Genomic DNA, 14,040 nt, shown 5'->3' on the forward strand with positions numbered 1-14,040 from the left:
GTCCCATGATCAAGAAATGCCTGTTCCCCGCTGCCGGTTACGGCACGCGCTTCCTGCCTGCTACCAAGGCAATGCCCAAGGAAATGCTTCCGGTGGTGAACAAGCCACTGATTCAGTATGGCGTCGAGGAAGCCCTGGAGGCTGGTCTGAGTCAGATCTCCATCGTCACTGGTCGAGGCAAGCGCGCGCTGGAAGATCACTTCGACGTAAGTTATGAGCTCGAGCACCAGATCAAGGGCACCGACAAGGAAAAGTACCTGGTCGGCATCCGTCGCCTGATCGACGAATGCAGCTTCTCCTACACCCGCCAGGTGGAGATGAAGGGCCTGGGCCACGCCATCCTCTGCGGTCAGCCGCTGATCGGCGATGAGCCGTTCGCCGTGGTACTGGCGGACGACCTGTGCCTGAACCTCGAAGGCGACAGCGTGCTGGCGCAGATGGTCAAGCTGTACAACCAGTTCCGTTGCTCCATTGTCGCGATCCAGGAAGTCCCCAGGGACGAAACCTACAAATACGGTGTGATCGACGGCGAGATGATCCGCGACGATATCTACCGCGTCAGCAACATGGTGGAGAAACCCAAGCCCGAAGACGCACCGTCGAACCTGGCGATCATCGGCCGCTACATCCTCACCCCGGACATCTTCGAACTGATCCGCAGCACGCCGCCGGGCAAGGGTGGCGAGATCCAGATCACCGACGCCCTGATGCGCCAGGCCCAGCAGGGCTGCGTGATGGCGTACAAGTTCAAGGGCCAGCGTTTCGACTGCGGTAGCGCCGAGGGTTACATCGACGCGACCAACTTCTGCTTCGAGCACCTGTACAAGACCGGCAAGGCGTTCTGACGAAAGCGCCTGCGCGCGCAGATAAAGACGCCACCTTCGGGTGGCGTCTTGCGTTTCAGGGTATCGGCATCTGCTCGGAGCCAGGCCCTAATGGCTGGCCGTAGCTGAACTCCACATAGTTGCCTGCCGGATCGCGCAGGCCGCAGTAATAGCCGACCGGGTAGGGCTCATCGCGTGGCGGCCAGATCAGGCAGCCGGCGCATTCGGCCATGGCGGCGATGCGATCGACCTCTTCGCGACTGCTCAGGGCAAAGCCGAAGTGGCTGTAGTCGTTGTCAGCCAGGTGGCGGTCCTGTCCGCCCGGCATGATGACGAAGATGAACTGGTGTTCCTTGCCCGGCTCGGCCATCCAGACGATGCGCGTGCCCTTGCCAGGGCGCTGGTGGATCACCTGCATGCCGCAGAATTGCTCGTAGAAGGCGATGCAGGCATCGAGATCGGGGACGTGCAGGGCAAGATGAGTCAGGGTAGGGCGCATGTTCTCAACCTCTGCTGTTCGGCTTGGCGCTGGCCTTTACGGTATGCTCCTCGTCTGCCAAGGAGATACCCCATGAGTCACGACTTCGACCTGTTCGTTATCGGCGCCGGTTCCGGCGGCGTACGTGCGGCGCGCTTCGCCGCTGGTTATGGTGCCCGTGTTGCGGTCGCCGAAAGCCGCTACCTGGGCGGCACCTGCGTCAACGTCGGTTGCGTACCGAAAAAGCTGCTGGTGTACGGCGCGCACTTTTCCGACGACTTCGAGCAGGCCTCGGGCTTCGGTTGGTCGCTGGGCGAGGCCAATTTCAATTGGGCGACGCTGATCGCCAACAAGAACCGCGAGATCGAACGCCTCAATGGCATCTACCGTAACCTGTTGACCAACAGCGGTGTCAGTCTGTTCGAAGGTCATGCGCGCATCGTCGACGCGCATACCGTCGAGGTCAATGGCCAGCGTCACAGCGCCGAGCGCATTCTGATCGCCACCGGCGGCTGGCCGAAGATCCCCGATATTCCTGGCCGTGAGCTTGCCATCAGCTCCAACGAGGCGTTCTTCCTCAAGCAGCTGCCCAAGCGCGTACTGGTGGTGGGCGGCGGTTACATCGCCGTGGAGTTCGCCTCGATCTTCAATGGCCTGGGCGCAACCACCTCGTTGCTGTATCGCGGTGACCTGTTCCTGCGGGGTTTCGACGGTGCGGTGCGTGAACACCTGCGCGACGAGCTGAGCAAGAAGGGTGTCGACCTGCAGTTCAATGCCGATATCGCCAGCATCGAACGCCAGGCCGACGGCAGCCTGGCCGCCACGCTCAAGGACGGTCGCGTGCTGGAAACCGACTGCGTGTTCTACGCCACCGGCCGCCGGCCCATGCTCGATAACCTCGGCCTGGAGAACGTCGAGGTCAAGTTGGACAAGCGCGGCTACATCGAGGTCGACGACCTGTTCCAGACCTCCACGCCATCGATTCTCGCCCTCGGCGATGTGATCGGCCGCGTGCAGCTGACGCCGGTTGCGCTGGCCGAAGGCATGGCGGTTGCGCGCCGGCTGTTCAAACCCGAGGAATATCGCCCGGTGGACTACCGGATGATTCCCACTGCGGTGTTCAGCCTGCCGAATATCGGCACCGTTGGCCTCAGCGAGGAGCAGGCCATCGAAGAGGGCTACAAGGTGCAGGTCTTCGAGAGCCGCTTCCGGCCGATGAAGCTGACGCTCACCGAGGATCCGGAACGTACGCTGATGAAACTGGTGGTCGACGCCGACAGCGACCGCGTGCTCGGCTGCCATATGGTGGGGCCGGAGGCCGGCGAGATCGTCCAGGGGCTGGCCATCGCACTGAAGGCCGGTGCGACCAAGCAGATCTTCGACGAGACCATCGGCGTGCACCCGAGCGCCGCCGAGGAGTTCGTCACCCTGCGTACGCCGGTCAGCCGCTGAGGACAGCATGCAAACCCTTTTCTACGTCGCCGACCTGTTAGGCGTAGCGGTGTTCGCCATCACCGGTGCCCTGATGGCGGGCCGCAAGTCCATGGACCTGTTCGGCGTGCTGGTGATGGCCATCGTCACTGCCCTGGGTGGCGGCACCTTGCGCGACCTGATTCTGGACAATCATCCGGTTAGCTGGATTCGTGACGACACTTACGTTCTGGTGGCCTCGCTGGCAGCGCTGGGCACCGTGGCCTGGGTGCGCATGACCCGGCCTATTCACGAGAAGGGTCTGCTGATCGCCGATGCCTTCGGTCTGGCCGTGTTCACCGTGTATGGCACCGAACTGGCGCTGCAGCACGGTACGCCGATCAGCACCGCGGTGATCATGGGGGTGATGACCGGGGTGGTTGGTGGGGTGATTCGCGATGTGCTGTGCAACGAGATTCCGCTGATCTTCCAGAAGGAAATCTACGCCACGGCCTGCATCGCCGGAGCACTGACCTTCATCGGCCTGCGCATGATCGGCACGCCGCACTGGCTGGATACCGCTGCCGCCATGCTGGTCGTGCTGCTCGCGCGCCTGGCCGCCATCCATTGGCACCTGGCGTTGCCACGATTCCATCTGCTTGATAAGCCCTGATTAAGAGGAAAGACCAGGTTCCTGTGCGCCGTTGCGGCGTGACGAGTGGGGCACGAACGCTCATTTGCGCCGTGGCCTGGGCGTGATGCCGGTCAGCTGTTCACGGGCACAGGACCAGACGCAGTGCAGTGCCTGGCGCAACGCCACTGCGTCGAGGGTCATGATGCGTACGCTGACCCCGCAATCGTTGGGCAATGCGCTGACGCCAACGTAGCTGTCGGGCAGGACGGACAGCACATCGCGCAGCTGCTGTTTGAGTGTGTCGACCGGCAGACCGTGTCCCAGCAGCATGAATGTCGACAACGCTTGCATGCCCTCGCTGACGCCCGGCAATCGACGGCGCATGTCTTCGCCACTCAGTGCCAGCGTGTCCCCCGCCAAGAGCTGGCCGCTGGGGCTGCGCACTTCCAGATCGGCGCGATAAACATCGAAGGTTTCGCTGCTCCCTTGCGGCGCATGCAGAGAAAACGCGTCACATATCATTACCCGGGATTCGGGGTGCAGGGTCACGTTTACCCGGCTGTGCAGTTTCGCGTGGGGGAACAGGATCGTGGTCATCGGCAGGTATTCGAGCAGCGCGCCGCTCCCTGCCTCCAGGCTGACCACTTGTCGTGCCGGCTGCTCGAGCATGCTATGCGCGATGGTGGCAGCACCGGTGCTGACGTGCACCTGGCTACCCGCTTCTGCGTGCAGGCGCACGTGCAGATGCTCCCCTGCAAAGATCCCCCCCGAACAGGATTGCAGATACACCGCCGCCATACCTGGTGGGTCATCGGGAAGCTTGAGCGTGCGGCCCAGATGAAAGGGGTAACCTACCTGTTGCGCAGAAATATAGCTGTCGCCACCCGCGCTCTGGCTGAAGGTGATCCACGCTTGAGGATCCACGGATTCGGTCAAGGGACGAAACAAACTCTGAGGTGCGTTCATGAGCGGTCGAACAGCACGGCGCGGCTGATCGCGTCCACGACCGCATCGACGCCTTCACCCGTGGCGCAATTGGTGAACAGCACCGGCCTGCCGTCACGTGCAGCATCGGACTCGCGGCGCATGCGCGGCAGGTCGACACCGACATAAGGCGCCAGGTCGTACTTGTTGACGACGAGCAGATCGCAACTCAACACCCCGGGACCTCGCTTGCGCGGAATGTCGTCGCCTCCTGCCACGTCGATGACGAAAATCCAGTAATCCACCAGATCAAGGGAGAACGTCGAAGCCAGGTTATCGCCTCCCGACTCGATCAGAAGCAGATCGAGCCCTGCGAAACGCGCTTCGAGCTCGTCTGCCATCTGCAGGTTCATTGTCGGGTCTTCGCGGATCGCCGTATGCGGACATGCTCCGGTCTCCACGGCGCGTACTCGCTCGGCATCGATCAGGCCGCTGCGCCTGACGCGCTCGGCATCCTCGCGAGTCGCCAGGTCATTGGTGATGACCGCCAGTTCGGTACCACGGGCGATGAAGCGTGGGATCAGTTGCTCCAGCAGGCGGGTCTTGCCCGAGCCGACCGGGCCGCCGATCCCGACACGGGCGGCGCCGGGATGGAGTGGCAACTCGCTAGCCGATTGCGCATTGAACGAGGTTTTCATCATTTGCCTCCTTTGTGCCTGTAGGGTTAGCGCAGCATGTAGCGCTGGGCCAGAGGGACTTCGCTGACCGGCTCGCAGGTCAGGCGCTCGCCGTCGGCGTATACGTCGAATGTCTGTGGATCGACCCGGATATCGGGGCAGGCATCGTTGTGCAACATGTCGGATTTACGCAGGGTGCGGGTGCCGATGGCCGGCAGCAGCGCTTTCTTGAGGCCGAGCTTGGCGGCCGTGTCGGACTCGACGGCCAAGCGATTGACGAAGTTCACCGACAACGCCTGCGGGGCTTCACCGAAGGCCCCCCACTGCGGACGCATCATCAAGGGTTCGCAGGTGTACAGCGATGCCGCCGAATCCCCCATCACGCCGTGCACGATGAAGCCGCCCTTGACCACCAGTTCCGGCTTGACCCCGAAGAACGCGGGCCGCCATAGCACCAGGTCGGCGATTTTTCCGGGCTCCAGAGAGCCGATGTAGCGGTCGATACCGAACACCCGCGCCGCGTTGATCGTGTACTTGGCGATGTAGCGCTTGATCCGCTCGTTATCGCCCAGGGCGGTTGCTTCTTCTGTCAGGCGCCCGCGCTGATCCTTCATCTTCGAGGCCAGTTGCCAGGTACGACAGATGACTTCGTTGATCCGGCCCATGCCCTGGCTGTCCGACCCGAGGATCGAAATCGCGCCGGTGTCATGCAGGATATCTTCGGCAGCAATGGTCTGCGGGCGCACACGGGATTCGGCGAACGCGACGTCTTCCGGCACGTCTGGATTGAGGTGATGGCAGACCATGATCATGTCCAGATGCTCGTCGAACGTGTTCAGGGTGTAGGGGTTGGTCGGGTTGGTGGAGGAGGGGATGCAGTTGGCTTTGCCGGCGACGCTGATGATGTCCGGCGCATGCCCGCCGCCCGCGCCTTCGGTGTGGTACATGTGAATGGTGCGATCGCCGATGGCCGCCAGCGTGTCCTCGAGAAAGCCCGACTCGTTGAGGGTGTCGGTGTGCAACTGCACCTGGAAGTCGTATTCGTCGGCGACCTTGAGGCAGGTATCGATCACCGCTGGCATAGCGCCCCAGTCTTCGTGGATCTTCAAGCCCAGACAGCCACCGCGCAGTTGTCCCAGCAAGGATTCGGGCTTGCTGGAATTGCCGCGCCCGAGAAACCCGAAGTTGATCGGCCAGGCTTCGGAAGCCTGCAGCATCTTGCCCACGTTCCATTCGCCGCCGCAGTCGATGCCCACCGTGATCGGGCCGAGTGAGCCACCGATCAAGGTGGTCAGCCCGGACGCCAGCGCGTGCTCGCATAGCTGCGCCGAATCGAAATGCACGTGCACATCGATGCCGCCGGGGGTGACGATCAACCCTTCGGCGTCACGCACGGTGGTGGCCACACCGCAAATCAGTTGTGGATGCACGCCATCCATGACCTGTGGGTTGCCGGCCTTGCCGATGGCAACGATCTTGCCTTCCTTGATGCCAATGTCGCCTTTGACGATGCCTAGCACCGGGTCGATGATCAGCGCATTGCAGATCAGCATGTCCAGTGCACCGTCGGCGCTGTCGTAGCCTGGCATCAGCCCCATGCCGTCGCGCAAGCTCTTGCCGCCACCGTGCAGGCATTCATCGCCTGGCACCGAATGGTCGAACTCGACTTCGGCCAGCAGCGAGGTGTCCCCCAGGCGCACGGCATCGCCGACGGTGGGGCCGTACATGGCGGCGTATTCTTTACGAGTCATCGTGGCCATGGCTCAGGCCCCCTTGAAGTGTTGAGCGCGTGCGCGTTGCAGGGCTGCAGCCTTGCAGGCGGGGTCGTGCAGGTTGCCGTTGGTCAGGCCGCTGAAACCATGGATGTCGCCGCTGCCGCCAAATTGCACCAGTTGCACCTCGCGCAGTTCGCCAGGCTCGAAGCGAACGGCAGTGCCGGCAGGGATATCCAGGTGCATGCCGAAGGCGATTTCCCTGGGGAAATCCAGCGCCTTGTTGACCTCGAAAAAGTGATAGTGGCTGCCGATCTGCACCGGTCGGTCACCGGTGTTGACGGCGCGCAGGCTCGCCGTGGGCCGGCCTTCGCTCAGTTGAATGTCGCCTGGCGCAGCGATGATTTCCCCAGGCGGTGGCATGCTTTCCAGCGGCAAGCGCCCGGGGCGAATCGGCTGATGCACGGTGACCAGCTTGGTGCCATCGGGGAATGTGCCTTCCACTTGCAGCACCGGCAGCAGTTCAGCGACGCCCGGCATGACGTCATCGGTGCTGAGTATCGTCGAGCCGAAGCCGATGAGTTCGGCGACGCTACGACCTTCCCGCGCGCCTTCGAGAATCTCGTCGGCAATCAGGGCACTGGCCTCTGGAAAGTTCAGGCGCAGACCCTTGGCCCGATGTTTACGCGCAAGCTCGGCGGCCGTGTAGAGCGTCAATCGCTCGAGTTCTGTCGGGGTCAACAGCATGTTCATGTTCCTCGTTCGGTGGCAGGCGCAGCGCTCATCGCTTCAATTGGCAAAGAGTCGGAGTTCCTGGGATTCGTGGCGCATCACGGCAATTTCGGCCATGGGGGTGAAGCCGCTGGCGTCTTCAAGATCGGGGACGGGCTGGGCGAGGAGCTCCAGCAGCAGCGGCTGGATATCGGTCAGTATCCGTTGCGCATCGAGGTGGCCCATCACGCCCAGGCGAACGGCAGCGCTGACCAACCCCGTACACAGCCCGTGTGCGGCGGCGAGCTGGCAGTGATCGAGATCCATGCCCAGGCGCTGCCAGAGCAAGCCTTGCACCACGGCAAGATGTCCCGCTGCGGCGCCACTGGCGATGCACTGCTGGTAGGCTTCGGCGCCAGATGTGCCCATGGCCACATGCACGCCCAGCAATGATTGGCCTAGCCGGCGCGAGCCCTGGCGCAGCTCTTCGGCGAGGGTCAACGCCTCGATCCTTGCATCCAGCGTGGACAATGCCTGGAGACTGTCGGCGGCGTGCCAGGCAGCGGATAGGAACACCCGGTCGAAAGTAGCCCATCGATGACGTAGCTGGCCTTCGACGAAACCATTTACCTGCGCACTGCGATCGCGCGGCACACCCCGTTGCCGTCGTGCGAGCGCCACTGCGCTGGTGGCGCCCAGGCGCCCATCGGCAACCAGTGTCTCCAGCCCCCATGACCAGGCCACGGCGCCCCCAGGGAAAAAACTGTCGGCCTGCTGCAAGGCCAACAGACTGCTGTGCAATGGGTTCATGAACGCGACACTCGGCCGTCTGCCAGCATCATTTCCAGGCGCTCGAGGTAATCGGCTTCCGGGCCCTGCAGCGGAATCTGTAAAAGGCCGTCGGCAAAGTGCACTTTCCAGTGCATGTTGCCGGCGAAATACCCCAGCTCCAGCGCTGCGGCGGCGTCGCGAGGGCGCAACGAGAGGTATTGCTGATCTTGCATCTGCACGACGATGGCACGCTCGCCGTCGAGCATCAGCACCGAGCCGTTGCGCAGGTGCTGATGACGCTCCAGGCGAATGGCACAGTCGGTGCCACGGTCGCTGGCGAGGCGCAGGCGATGACGCTGGATATCGCTGGCCGAAAGACTCAGGGTTTCGACCTGACCGCGGTGGCTGAGGTCATGAAGCTGCTCGGCAAGGGCGGGGTCGCTGGCTTGGCCGAGGATGCGCTCGAGTATCAACATGGCATGCTGTCCTGTGTCGAGTCAGATGGTCAGGTAGCGCAGGATGCGCTCGCGATCGAGGGTTTCTTGCGTCTCGCTGTGGACGAATTCACCCTTCTCGATGATCAGGTAGCGGTCGGCCACGGCCATGGCGAACGACAGCACCTGTTCGGAGACGATCAAGGAAAATCCGCGTTCTTTCTTCAACTGGTTCAGGGCGCGGGCAATGTCCTTGATGATCGACGGCTGGATGCCCTCGGTGGGTTCGTCGAGGATCAGTACCTTGGGGTTGGAGACCAGTGCCCGGGCAATGGCCAGCTGTTGCTGCTGACCACCGGAAAGGTTGCCGCCCTTGCGTCGGCGCATCTCGAACAGCACCGGGAAATACTCGTAGATGTAGTTGGGAATCCGCGCGGTAGGCGCGCCCTGCATGCCGCTCAGAATGTTTTCTTCGACACTCAGGTAAGGAAAGATCATCCGCCCCTGGGGCACGAAACCGATGCCCGCCGCGACCCGGTCGTAACTCTTGCGCCCGATCAGTTCTTCGCCCACCAGCTGGATGCTGCCACTGCGGGCGGGCAGCATGCCCACCAGGCTTTTCAGCAGGGTGGTCTTGCCCATGCCGTTGCGGCCCATGATCGCCAGGGATTCTGCGGGCGCCAGATTCAGCTCCAGGTTACGCAGCACGTGGCTTTCGCCGTAATACACGTTGAGATTGTTAACGGTCAGCATGCTCAGTGCCCCAGGTAGACGTCGATGACGCGAGGATCGTTTTGCACCTGATCCATTGAGCCGTAAGCCAGGGTCTTGCCCTGGTGCAGAACGGTGACCTTGTCGGCCACCGATTTCACGAACTCCATGTCGTGTTCGATGATGACCATGGCGCGACCCTTGGCGATCTGCTTGAGCAGGCCTGCGGTTTTTTCCCGCTCGCCGGCGCTCATGCCGGCCACCGGCTCGTCAAGCAACAGCAGTTCGGGGCGCTGCATCAGCAGCATGCCGATTTCCAGCCATTGCTTCTGGCCATGGGACAGCAGGCCGGCCTTGCGGCCCAGTTGGTCGTGCAGAAAGATCATCTCGGCGGTGCGTTCGATTTCGGCCTCCAGGGCCTTGTCCTTGCGGGCGAACAGGCAGTTGAAAATGCCCCGTTTGTCCGGCGAGGAGATGTCCAGGTTCTCGCGCACGGTCAGGTCTTCGTACACCGAAGGGTTCTGGAATTTGCGCCCGACCCCGGCACGGGTGATCTGGTACTCGATCATGTTGGCCAGCTGCAGATCCTTGAAGCGGATGCTCCCGGCGCTGGGGCGGGTCTTGCCGCAGATCATGTCCAGCAGGGTGGTCTTGCCAGCTCCATTGGGGCCGATCACCACATGCACCTGGTTTTGCTCGACGTAGAAGTTGAGGTTGTCCACGGCTTTGAAACCATCGAAGGACACGGTCAAGTCTTCGACACTCAGCAATATCGCGCTCATGACTGCACCTCCTTGTTGCTCAAGCGCTGCAACAGCCCGGCCAGCCCCGCTGGCAGGAACAGCACCACACCCATGAACAGGAAGCCGATGAAGTACTGCCAGAAGTTGACGAAGTTCTCCGACAGGTAGGTTTTCGCCACGCCGATCAGCAGCGTGCCGTACACCGCGCCGACCAGTGACAGACGTCCGCCCAGGGCGGCGTAGATGACGATTTCGGTGGAGGGAATGATGCCCACCAGAGAGGGCGAGGCGAGGCCGACCTGGAGCGTGAACATCACCCCGCCCAAGGCCGAGATCAGCGCGGCGACGGCAAAGATGAAGGCCTTGAACAACGCCGTGTTGTAGCCGGAAAAGCGCACGCGGTCTTCTCGGTCACGAATGGCCACCACCACCTTGCCCAGACGGCTGCGCAGAATCAGCCCGAACAGCGCCACGCAGCCGAGCAGCAGCAGGGCGGTGAGCAAGTACAGGATCCAGGGTGTTTGGGGTGTCTGCAGGCTCAGGCCGAACGCCGTCTTGAAATCGGTCAGGCCGTTGGCGCCACCGGTATAACCTTGCTGGCCGATGATCAGGATCGACATGATCGACGCCAGAGACAGCGTGATGATGGAGAAATACACGCCGCCTACGCGTTTCTTGAAGTAGGCGTAGCTGAACGCAAATGCCAGCAGCGGAGGAATGATCAGAATCGCCGCGATGGTGAAGGTCGCCGACTCGAAGGGTTTCCACCACCAGGGCAACGCCTCGACGCTGTTCCAGATCATGAAGTCGGGCAGTGCCGATCCGTAGAAGGCCGCCAGGGCGCTGGCCGCTTCATCGTTGGCGGTCGCTTCCAGCTTGAGGTACATGGCCATCATGTAGCTGCCCAGGCCGAAGAAGATGCCCTGGCCGAGGCTCAGGATGCCGCCGTAGCCCCAGATCAGCACCATGCCCAGGGCGCAGAACGCCAGGCTGAGGTACTTGCCGGCCAGCCCGAGGCGAAAGTCGCCCAGGCTCAGCGGCAGGACGACCAACAACAGGATCGACAGCCAGATCAGGCCATGTCGCTCGATCAGCGGCAACCAGCCGGCATTGAGCCAGCGCCGAGCACGCGAGGGTGCCTGTGGCCGGGTATTTGTCATGTCGTTCATCTCAACGTCTCACTTTCGCGGCAAACAGGCCGTTGGGGCGGAAGAACAGCAACACGATCACCACCATCAGGGTGATCGCCTTGGCCATGGAGCCGGTGGTCAGATACTCCAGCGATATCTGCGTCTGGCCGATGGCGAAGGCGGAGAGAAAGGTGCCGAGCAGGCTTTCGACGCCGCCGAACACGACGACGATGAAGGTGTCCACCAGGTACTGCTGGCCGCTCATCGGCCCCGTCGAGGCAAGCATGGTGAACGAGCTGCCGGCGATCCCGGCCAAGCCGCAGCTCAGGGCGAATGTCACGGAATCGACGCGTGCAGTGTTGATGCCTGCAGCACCGGCCATCGCACGGTTCTGGGTCACCGCGCGGATACGCAGCCCCCAGCGACTGCGGTAGAGGAACAGGAACACCGCAGCGGCGATGACGAACGTCAGGCCAATGATGAAAATCCGGTTGAGCGGCAGTTCCAGAGTCTCGCTGAGGCTCCAGGCACCCTGCAGCCATTCCACGGTCGGCACGCTGACTTCCTTGGGGCCGAACACTTGGCGAAACACTTGTTGCAGCACCAGCGACAGGCCCCAGGTGGCCAGCAAGGTGTCCAGCGGGCGGTTGTACATGAAGCGGATGAAGCAGCGTTCGAGCAGGAGGCCGAAGGCAAAGGTCACCACGAAGGCGACACCGATGCCGATGATGAAGTACCAGCCCATGAGCTCGGGGAAGTAGCGCTGGAACACCAGTGATGTGACGTAGGTCATGTACGCCCCCATCGCCATCAGCTCGCCGTGGGCCATGTTGATGACCCCCATCAGGCCAAAGGCGATGGTCAGCCCCAGCGCCATCAGCACCAATACCGAGAACAGTGAGAAGCCACTGAACACCTGCATGATCAGAATATCGAGAGTCATTGCGTCACTACCTGTCGCTGCACATGGGCGAACCCGTTTCAGAACTTCGGGGTGGCCGCAGGCGCGAGGTGAGTCGCGCCTGGCCTCGCTTTACAGTTTCGGGAAGGGATTGGGTTCAATCGGCGCGGACTCGTAGATCACGTCGACCTGGCCCTCGGCGTTGATGGTGCCGATGCGCGCACGCTTCCACAGGTGGTGGTTGTCCTTGTGCACCTTGACCTCGCCTTCAGGCGCATCGAGGGTCATCTCCGAAGACGCTGCAATCACTGCCGCCGCATCGAAGCTGCCGGCTTTCTCCACGGCGTTCTTCCACAGGTAAACCGCGGTGTAGGCGGCAGCCATCGGGTCGCCTACCACGCGGTTGTCGCCGTAGCGCGCCTTGAACGCAGCGACGAATTTTTCGTTGACCGGGTTCTTCAGGCTCTGGAAGTAGCTCATACAGGTCAGAAACCCGAGGAGGTTTTCGGCGCCGATACCGGTGACTTCCTCTTCGGTAACGGCCAGCGCCATCAGGGTCTGGTTGCTGCTGTCGATGCCGGCGGCCTTGAGCTGTTTGTAGAAGGCAACATTGGAGCCGCCGACGACGGTCGACAGGATGATGTCGGGCTTGGCCGCCTTGATCTTGTTGATGACCGAAGAGAACTCGATGCTGCCCAGGGGCAGATAGTCCTCGCCGACGATCGAGCCTCCATGCTTGCTCACCGAGGCACGGGCGAGCTTGTTCGTGGTCCGTGGCCAGATGTAGTCGGAACCGATCAGGTAGACGCTCTTGCCCTTGTTGGCCATCAGCCAGCCAACCGCGGCCAGGGTTTGCTGCGAGGCTTCGGCACCGGTGTAGATGATGGCCGGGGATTTCTCCAATCCTTCGTAGAAGGTCGGGTAGTACAGCAGGCCCTTGTTACGCTCGAATACCGGCAGCACGGCTTTGCGCGAGGCCGACGTGTAGGCGCCGAAAGTGGCCACCACATGATCGCTTTCCAGCAGCTTGCGTGCCTTTTCCGCGAAGGTCGGCCAATCGCTTGCACCGTCTTCGATGATCGGCTCGATGGTCTTGCCCAGCACGCCGCCACTGGCATTGATTTCATCGATGGCGAGCTTTTCCGCGTCCACCACCGAGGCTTCACTCATGGCCATGGTGCCGGTGAGCGAATGGATGATCCCCACCTTGACGGTTTCTGCTGCCTGCGCCTGATTGACCAGAGAAAACGGCAACAGGCTGAAGGCCCCCAGCAGCAGGGCGTGCTTGATCAAACGGCGCTTGTCGTATTGCATCTCATTTTTCCCCTTGAATGAAAAAAGCCCGACGTCCCGGCTAAACGAATAACCGGGAGGTCAGGCTTCTTGTGCCGAATCTGGCGGGACAACTGTGTCCAAGCCAGTCGTACGTCAGGCGCCTCCCTACTTGCCAAGTGGGCGTAGGGCAGACAGCCAGCGCGATGTCTCGAGAGGGTGAGTGCAAGGGGGGTGCCAATTATCAGAGATGGCCTGATCAGGGGCTATCTTGAGCAACCCGCGTCATTCCCTGCATTAATTGCACGCCCGACTGGCGTTGCGCCCCCTTGGTGCAAGGCTGGTGGCGGCGCACCAAAAGCGTGAGTGCTTCACGGCGGCGACGGGTGCTGGTTCGTGCCGCCAATCATCAGCGCGCCCATGGCTGGGCTCGACGCAGCGGTCGTTGAAAAGGGCAGTGGCCCACAATCTGCATAGGGGCAGTACCCTCGCAGTGTTCCTTGTCACACGCCCATTTCCGGCAGGTGTGGAAGGCCCCTCGCATGACCGGCCTCGACAGCGCAGTCGCGCCGGTTTCAGGCACAGACAGCCTGATTGCAGCCGTGAACCCGCGGCCAGCGTTCTCCGATTTTTTGCATGATGACTCTTTGCCGAGGGCTCGTATCCTGACGGATGCCGGGCGTTCGGTCTCCGAACAAGGTTGATAGG

General features: G+C 62.2%; 16 protein-coding genes. 4 read left to right on the plus strand and 12 right to left on the minus strand.

What is annotated here, in order from left to right:
* Nucleotides 1–5: 5 nt before the first annotated feature.
* The gene (gene galU / locus PCLY_RS11180) at nt 6–845 is read left to right on the plus strand and encodes a UTP--glucose-1-phosphate uridylyltransferase GalU (RefSeq protein WP_061239366.1); all 840 of its coding nucleotides are present in this window, start codon (nt 6–8) and stop codon (nt 843–845) included.
* A gap of 55 nt (nt 846–900) precedes the next feature.
* On the opposite strand, the gene PCLY_RS11185 is transcribed toward galU, so the two are convergent.
* On the minus strand, nt 901–1,323 hold the full coding sequence (locus tag PCLY_RS11185) for a VOC family protein (protein ID WP_061239367.1): 423 nt from the start codon (nt 1,321–1,323) through the stop codon (nt 901–903).
* 72 nt (nt 1,324–1,395) lie between these two features.
* Here PCLY_RS11185 and gorA point away from each other — a divergent pair, with 72 nt between their 5' ends.
* Together gorA and PCLY_RS11195 are read left to right on the plus strand one after the other, a co-directional pair.
* Nucleotides 1,396–2,754, plus strand: coding sequence for a glutathione-disulfide reductase (gorA, locus tag PCLY_RS11190; protein WP_061239368.1), 1,359 nt, complete (start codon nt 1,396–1,398; stop codon nt 2,752–2,754).
* Between the two features lie 7 nt (nt 2,755–2,761).
* A complete protein-coding gene (locus PCLY_RS11195; RefSeq protein ID WP_061239369.1) occupies nt 2,762–3,385 on the plus strand; it encodes a trimeric intracellular cation channel family protein in 624 nt (207 codons plus the stop codon).
* 60 nt (nt 3,386–3,445) lie between these two features.
* On the opposite strand, the gene PCLY_RS11200 is transcribed toward PCLY_RS11195, so the two are convergent.
* From PCLY_RS11200 to urtA, 11 genes are all read right to left on the minus strand, one after another.
* Nucleotides 3,446–4,312 (minus strand): urease accessory protein UreD, encoded by an 867-nt coding sequence (locus PCLY_RS11200; RefSeq protein WP_061239370.1) that lies wholly within the window; start codon nt 4,310–4,312, stop codon nt 3,446–3,448.
* Complete coding sequence (gene ureG / locus PCLY_RS11205) at nt 4,309–4,968, minus strand: urease accessory protein UreG (RefSeq protein ID WP_061239371.1); 660 nt, start codon at nt 4,966–4,968, stop codon at nt 4,309–4,311. Before ureG ends, PCLY_RS11200 begins: the two co-directional genes overlap by 4 nt.
* 26 nt (nt 4,969–4,994) lie before the next feature.
* A complete protein-coding gene (gene ureC / locus PCLY_RS11210) occupies nt 4,995–6,707 on the minus strand; it encodes an urease subunit alpha (protein WP_061239372.1) in 1,713 nt (570 codons plus the stop codon).
* A 3-nt stretch (nt 6,708–6,710) separates the two neighbouring features.
* Nucleotides 6,711–7,412, minus strand: a complete 702-nt coding sequence (locus tag PCLY_RS11215) for an urease subunit beta (protein ID WP_331711366.1) — start codon at nt 7,410–7,412, stop codon at nt 6,711–6,713.
* 36 nt (nt 7,413–7,448) lie between these two features.
* Nucleotides 7,449–8,180, minus strand: a complete 732-nt coding sequence (locus PCLY_RS11220) for an urease accessory protein UreF (RefSeq protein ID WP_061239373.1) — start codon at nt 8,178–8,180, stop codon at nt 7,449–7,451.
* Complete coding sequence (gene ureE, locus PCLY_RS11225; protein ID WP_061239374.1) at nt 8,177–8,617, minus strand: urease accessory protein UreE; 441 nt, start codon at nt 8,615–8,617, stop codon at nt 8,177–8,179. The genes PCLY_RS11220 and ureE overlap by 4 nt, the downstream gene beginning before the upstream one ends.
* A gap of 21 nt (nt 8,618–8,638) precedes the next feature.
* The gene (gene urtE, locus PCLY_RS11230; RefSeq protein WP_061239375.1) at nt 8,639–9,328 is read right to left on the minus strand and encodes an urea ABC transporter ATP-binding subunit UrtE; all 690 of its coding nucleotides are present in this window, start codon (nt 9,326–9,328) and stop codon (nt 8,639–8,641) included.
* Between the two features lie 2 nt (nt 9,329–9,330).
* Nucleotides 9,331–10,068, minus strand: coding sequence for an urea ABC transporter ATP-binding protein UrtD (urtD, locus tag PCLY_RS11235; RefSeq protein ID WP_061239376.1), 738 nt, complete (start codon nt 10,066–10,068; stop codon nt 9,331–9,333).
* Nucleotides 10,065–11,198 carry an urea ABC transporter permease subunit UrtC gene (gene urtC, locus PCLY_RS11240; protein WP_061239377.1) on the minus strand — a complete coding sequence of 378 codons (1,134 nt, stop codon included), beginning with the start codon at nt 11,196–11,198 and terminating at the stop codon, nt 10,065–10,067. Before urtC ends, urtD begins: the two co-directional genes overlap by 4 nt.
* 1 nt (nt 11,199) lies before the next feature.
* Nucleotides 11,200–12,102 (minus strand): urea ABC transporter permease subunit UrtB, encoded by a 903-nt coding sequence (urtB, locus tag PCLY_RS11245; protein ID WP_061239378.1) that lies wholly within the window; start codon nt 12,100–12,102, stop codon nt 11,200–11,202.
* 90 nt (nt 12,103–12,192) lie between these two features.
* Nucleotides 12,193–13,374: an urea ABC transporter substrate-binding protein gene (gene urtA / locus PCLY_RS11250; protein ID WP_061239379.1), complete on the minus strand. Its 1,182-nt coding sequence runs from the start codon at nt 13,372–13,374 to the stop codon at nt 12,193–12,195.
* 500 nt (nt 13,375–13,874) lie between these two features.
* Between urtA and PCLY_RS24820 the strand changes: the two genes are divergently transcribed.
* Nucleotides 13,875–14,036: a hypothetical protein gene (locus tag PCLY_RS24820; RefSeq protein WP_156458587.1), complete on the plus strand. Its 162-nt coding sequence runs from the start codon at nt 13,875–13,877 to the stop codon at nt 14,034–14,036.
* Nucleotides 14,037–14,040 lie beyond the last annotated feature (4 nt).

The organism is Ectopseudomonas composti (genome assembly GCF_001567565.1).
Taxonomy (GTDB): Bacteria; Pseudomonadota; Gammaproteobacteria; order Pseudomonadales; family Pseudomonadaceae; genus Aquipseudomonas; species Aquipseudomonas composti_A.

Bases quoted from the DNA above. Each gene is read 5' to 3' on its own strand.
- galU (WP_061239366.1), top strand. From the start codon at position 6: ATGATCAAGAAATGCCTGTTCCCCGCTGCCGGTTACGGCACGCGCTTC.
- PCLY_RS11185 (WP_061239367.1), bottom strand. From the start codon at position 1,323: ATGCGCCCTACCCTGACTCATCTTGCCCTGCACGTCCCCGATCTCGAT.
- gorA (WP_061239368.1), top strand. From the start codon at position 1,396: ATGAGTCACGACTTCGACCTGTTCGTTATCGGCGCCGGTTCCGGCGGC.
- PCLY_RS11195 (WP_061239369.1), top strand. From the start codon at position 2,762: ATGCAAACCCTTTTCTACGTCGCCGACCTGTTAGGCGTAGCGGTGTTC.
- PCLY_RS11200 (WP_061239370.1), bottom strand. From the start codon at position 4,312: ATGAACGCACCTCAGAGTTTGTTTCGTCCCTTGACCGAATCCGTGGAT.
- ureG (WP_061239371.1), bottom strand. From the start codon at position 4,968: ATGAAAACCTCGTTCAATGCGCAATCGGCTAGCGAGTTGCCACTCCAT.
- ureC (WP_061239372.1), bottom strand. From the start codon at position 6,707: ATGGCCACGATGACTCGTAAAGAATACGCCGCCATGTACGGCCCCACC.
- PCLY_RS11215 (WP_331711366.1), bottom strand. From the start codon at position 7,412: ATGAACATGCTGTTGACCCCGACAGAACTCGAGCGATTGACGCTCTAC.
- PCLY_RS11220 (WP_061239373.1), bottom strand. From the start codon at position 8,180: ATGAACCCATTGCACAGCAGTCTGTTGGCCTTGCAGCAGGCCGACAGT.
- ureE (WP_061239374.1), bottom strand. From the start codon at position 8,617: ATGTTGATACTCGAGCGCATCCTCGGCCAAGCCAGCGACCCCGCCCTT.
- urtE (WP_061239375.1), bottom strand. From the start codon at position 9,328: ATGCTGACCGTTAACAATCTCAACGTGTATTACGGCGAAAGCCACGTG.
- urtD (WP_061239376.1), bottom strand. From the start codon at position 10,068: ATGAGCGCGATATTGCTGAGTGTCGAAGACTTGACCGTGTCCTTCGAT.
- urtC (WP_061239377.1), bottom strand. From the start codon at position 11,198: ATGAACGACATGACAAATACCCGGCCACAGGCACCCTCGCGTGCTCGG.
- urtB (WP_061239378.1), bottom strand. From the start codon at position 12,102: ATGACTCTCGATATTCTGATCATGCAGGTGTTCAGTGGCTTCTCACTG.
- urtA (WP_061239379.1), bottom strand. From the start codon at position 13,374: ATGCAATACGACAAGCGCCGTTTGATCAAGCACGCCCTGCTGCTGGGG.
- PCLY_RS24820 (WP_156458587.1), top strand. From the start codon at position 13,875: ATGACCGGCCTCGACAGCGCAGTCGCGCCGGTTTCAGGCACAGACAGC.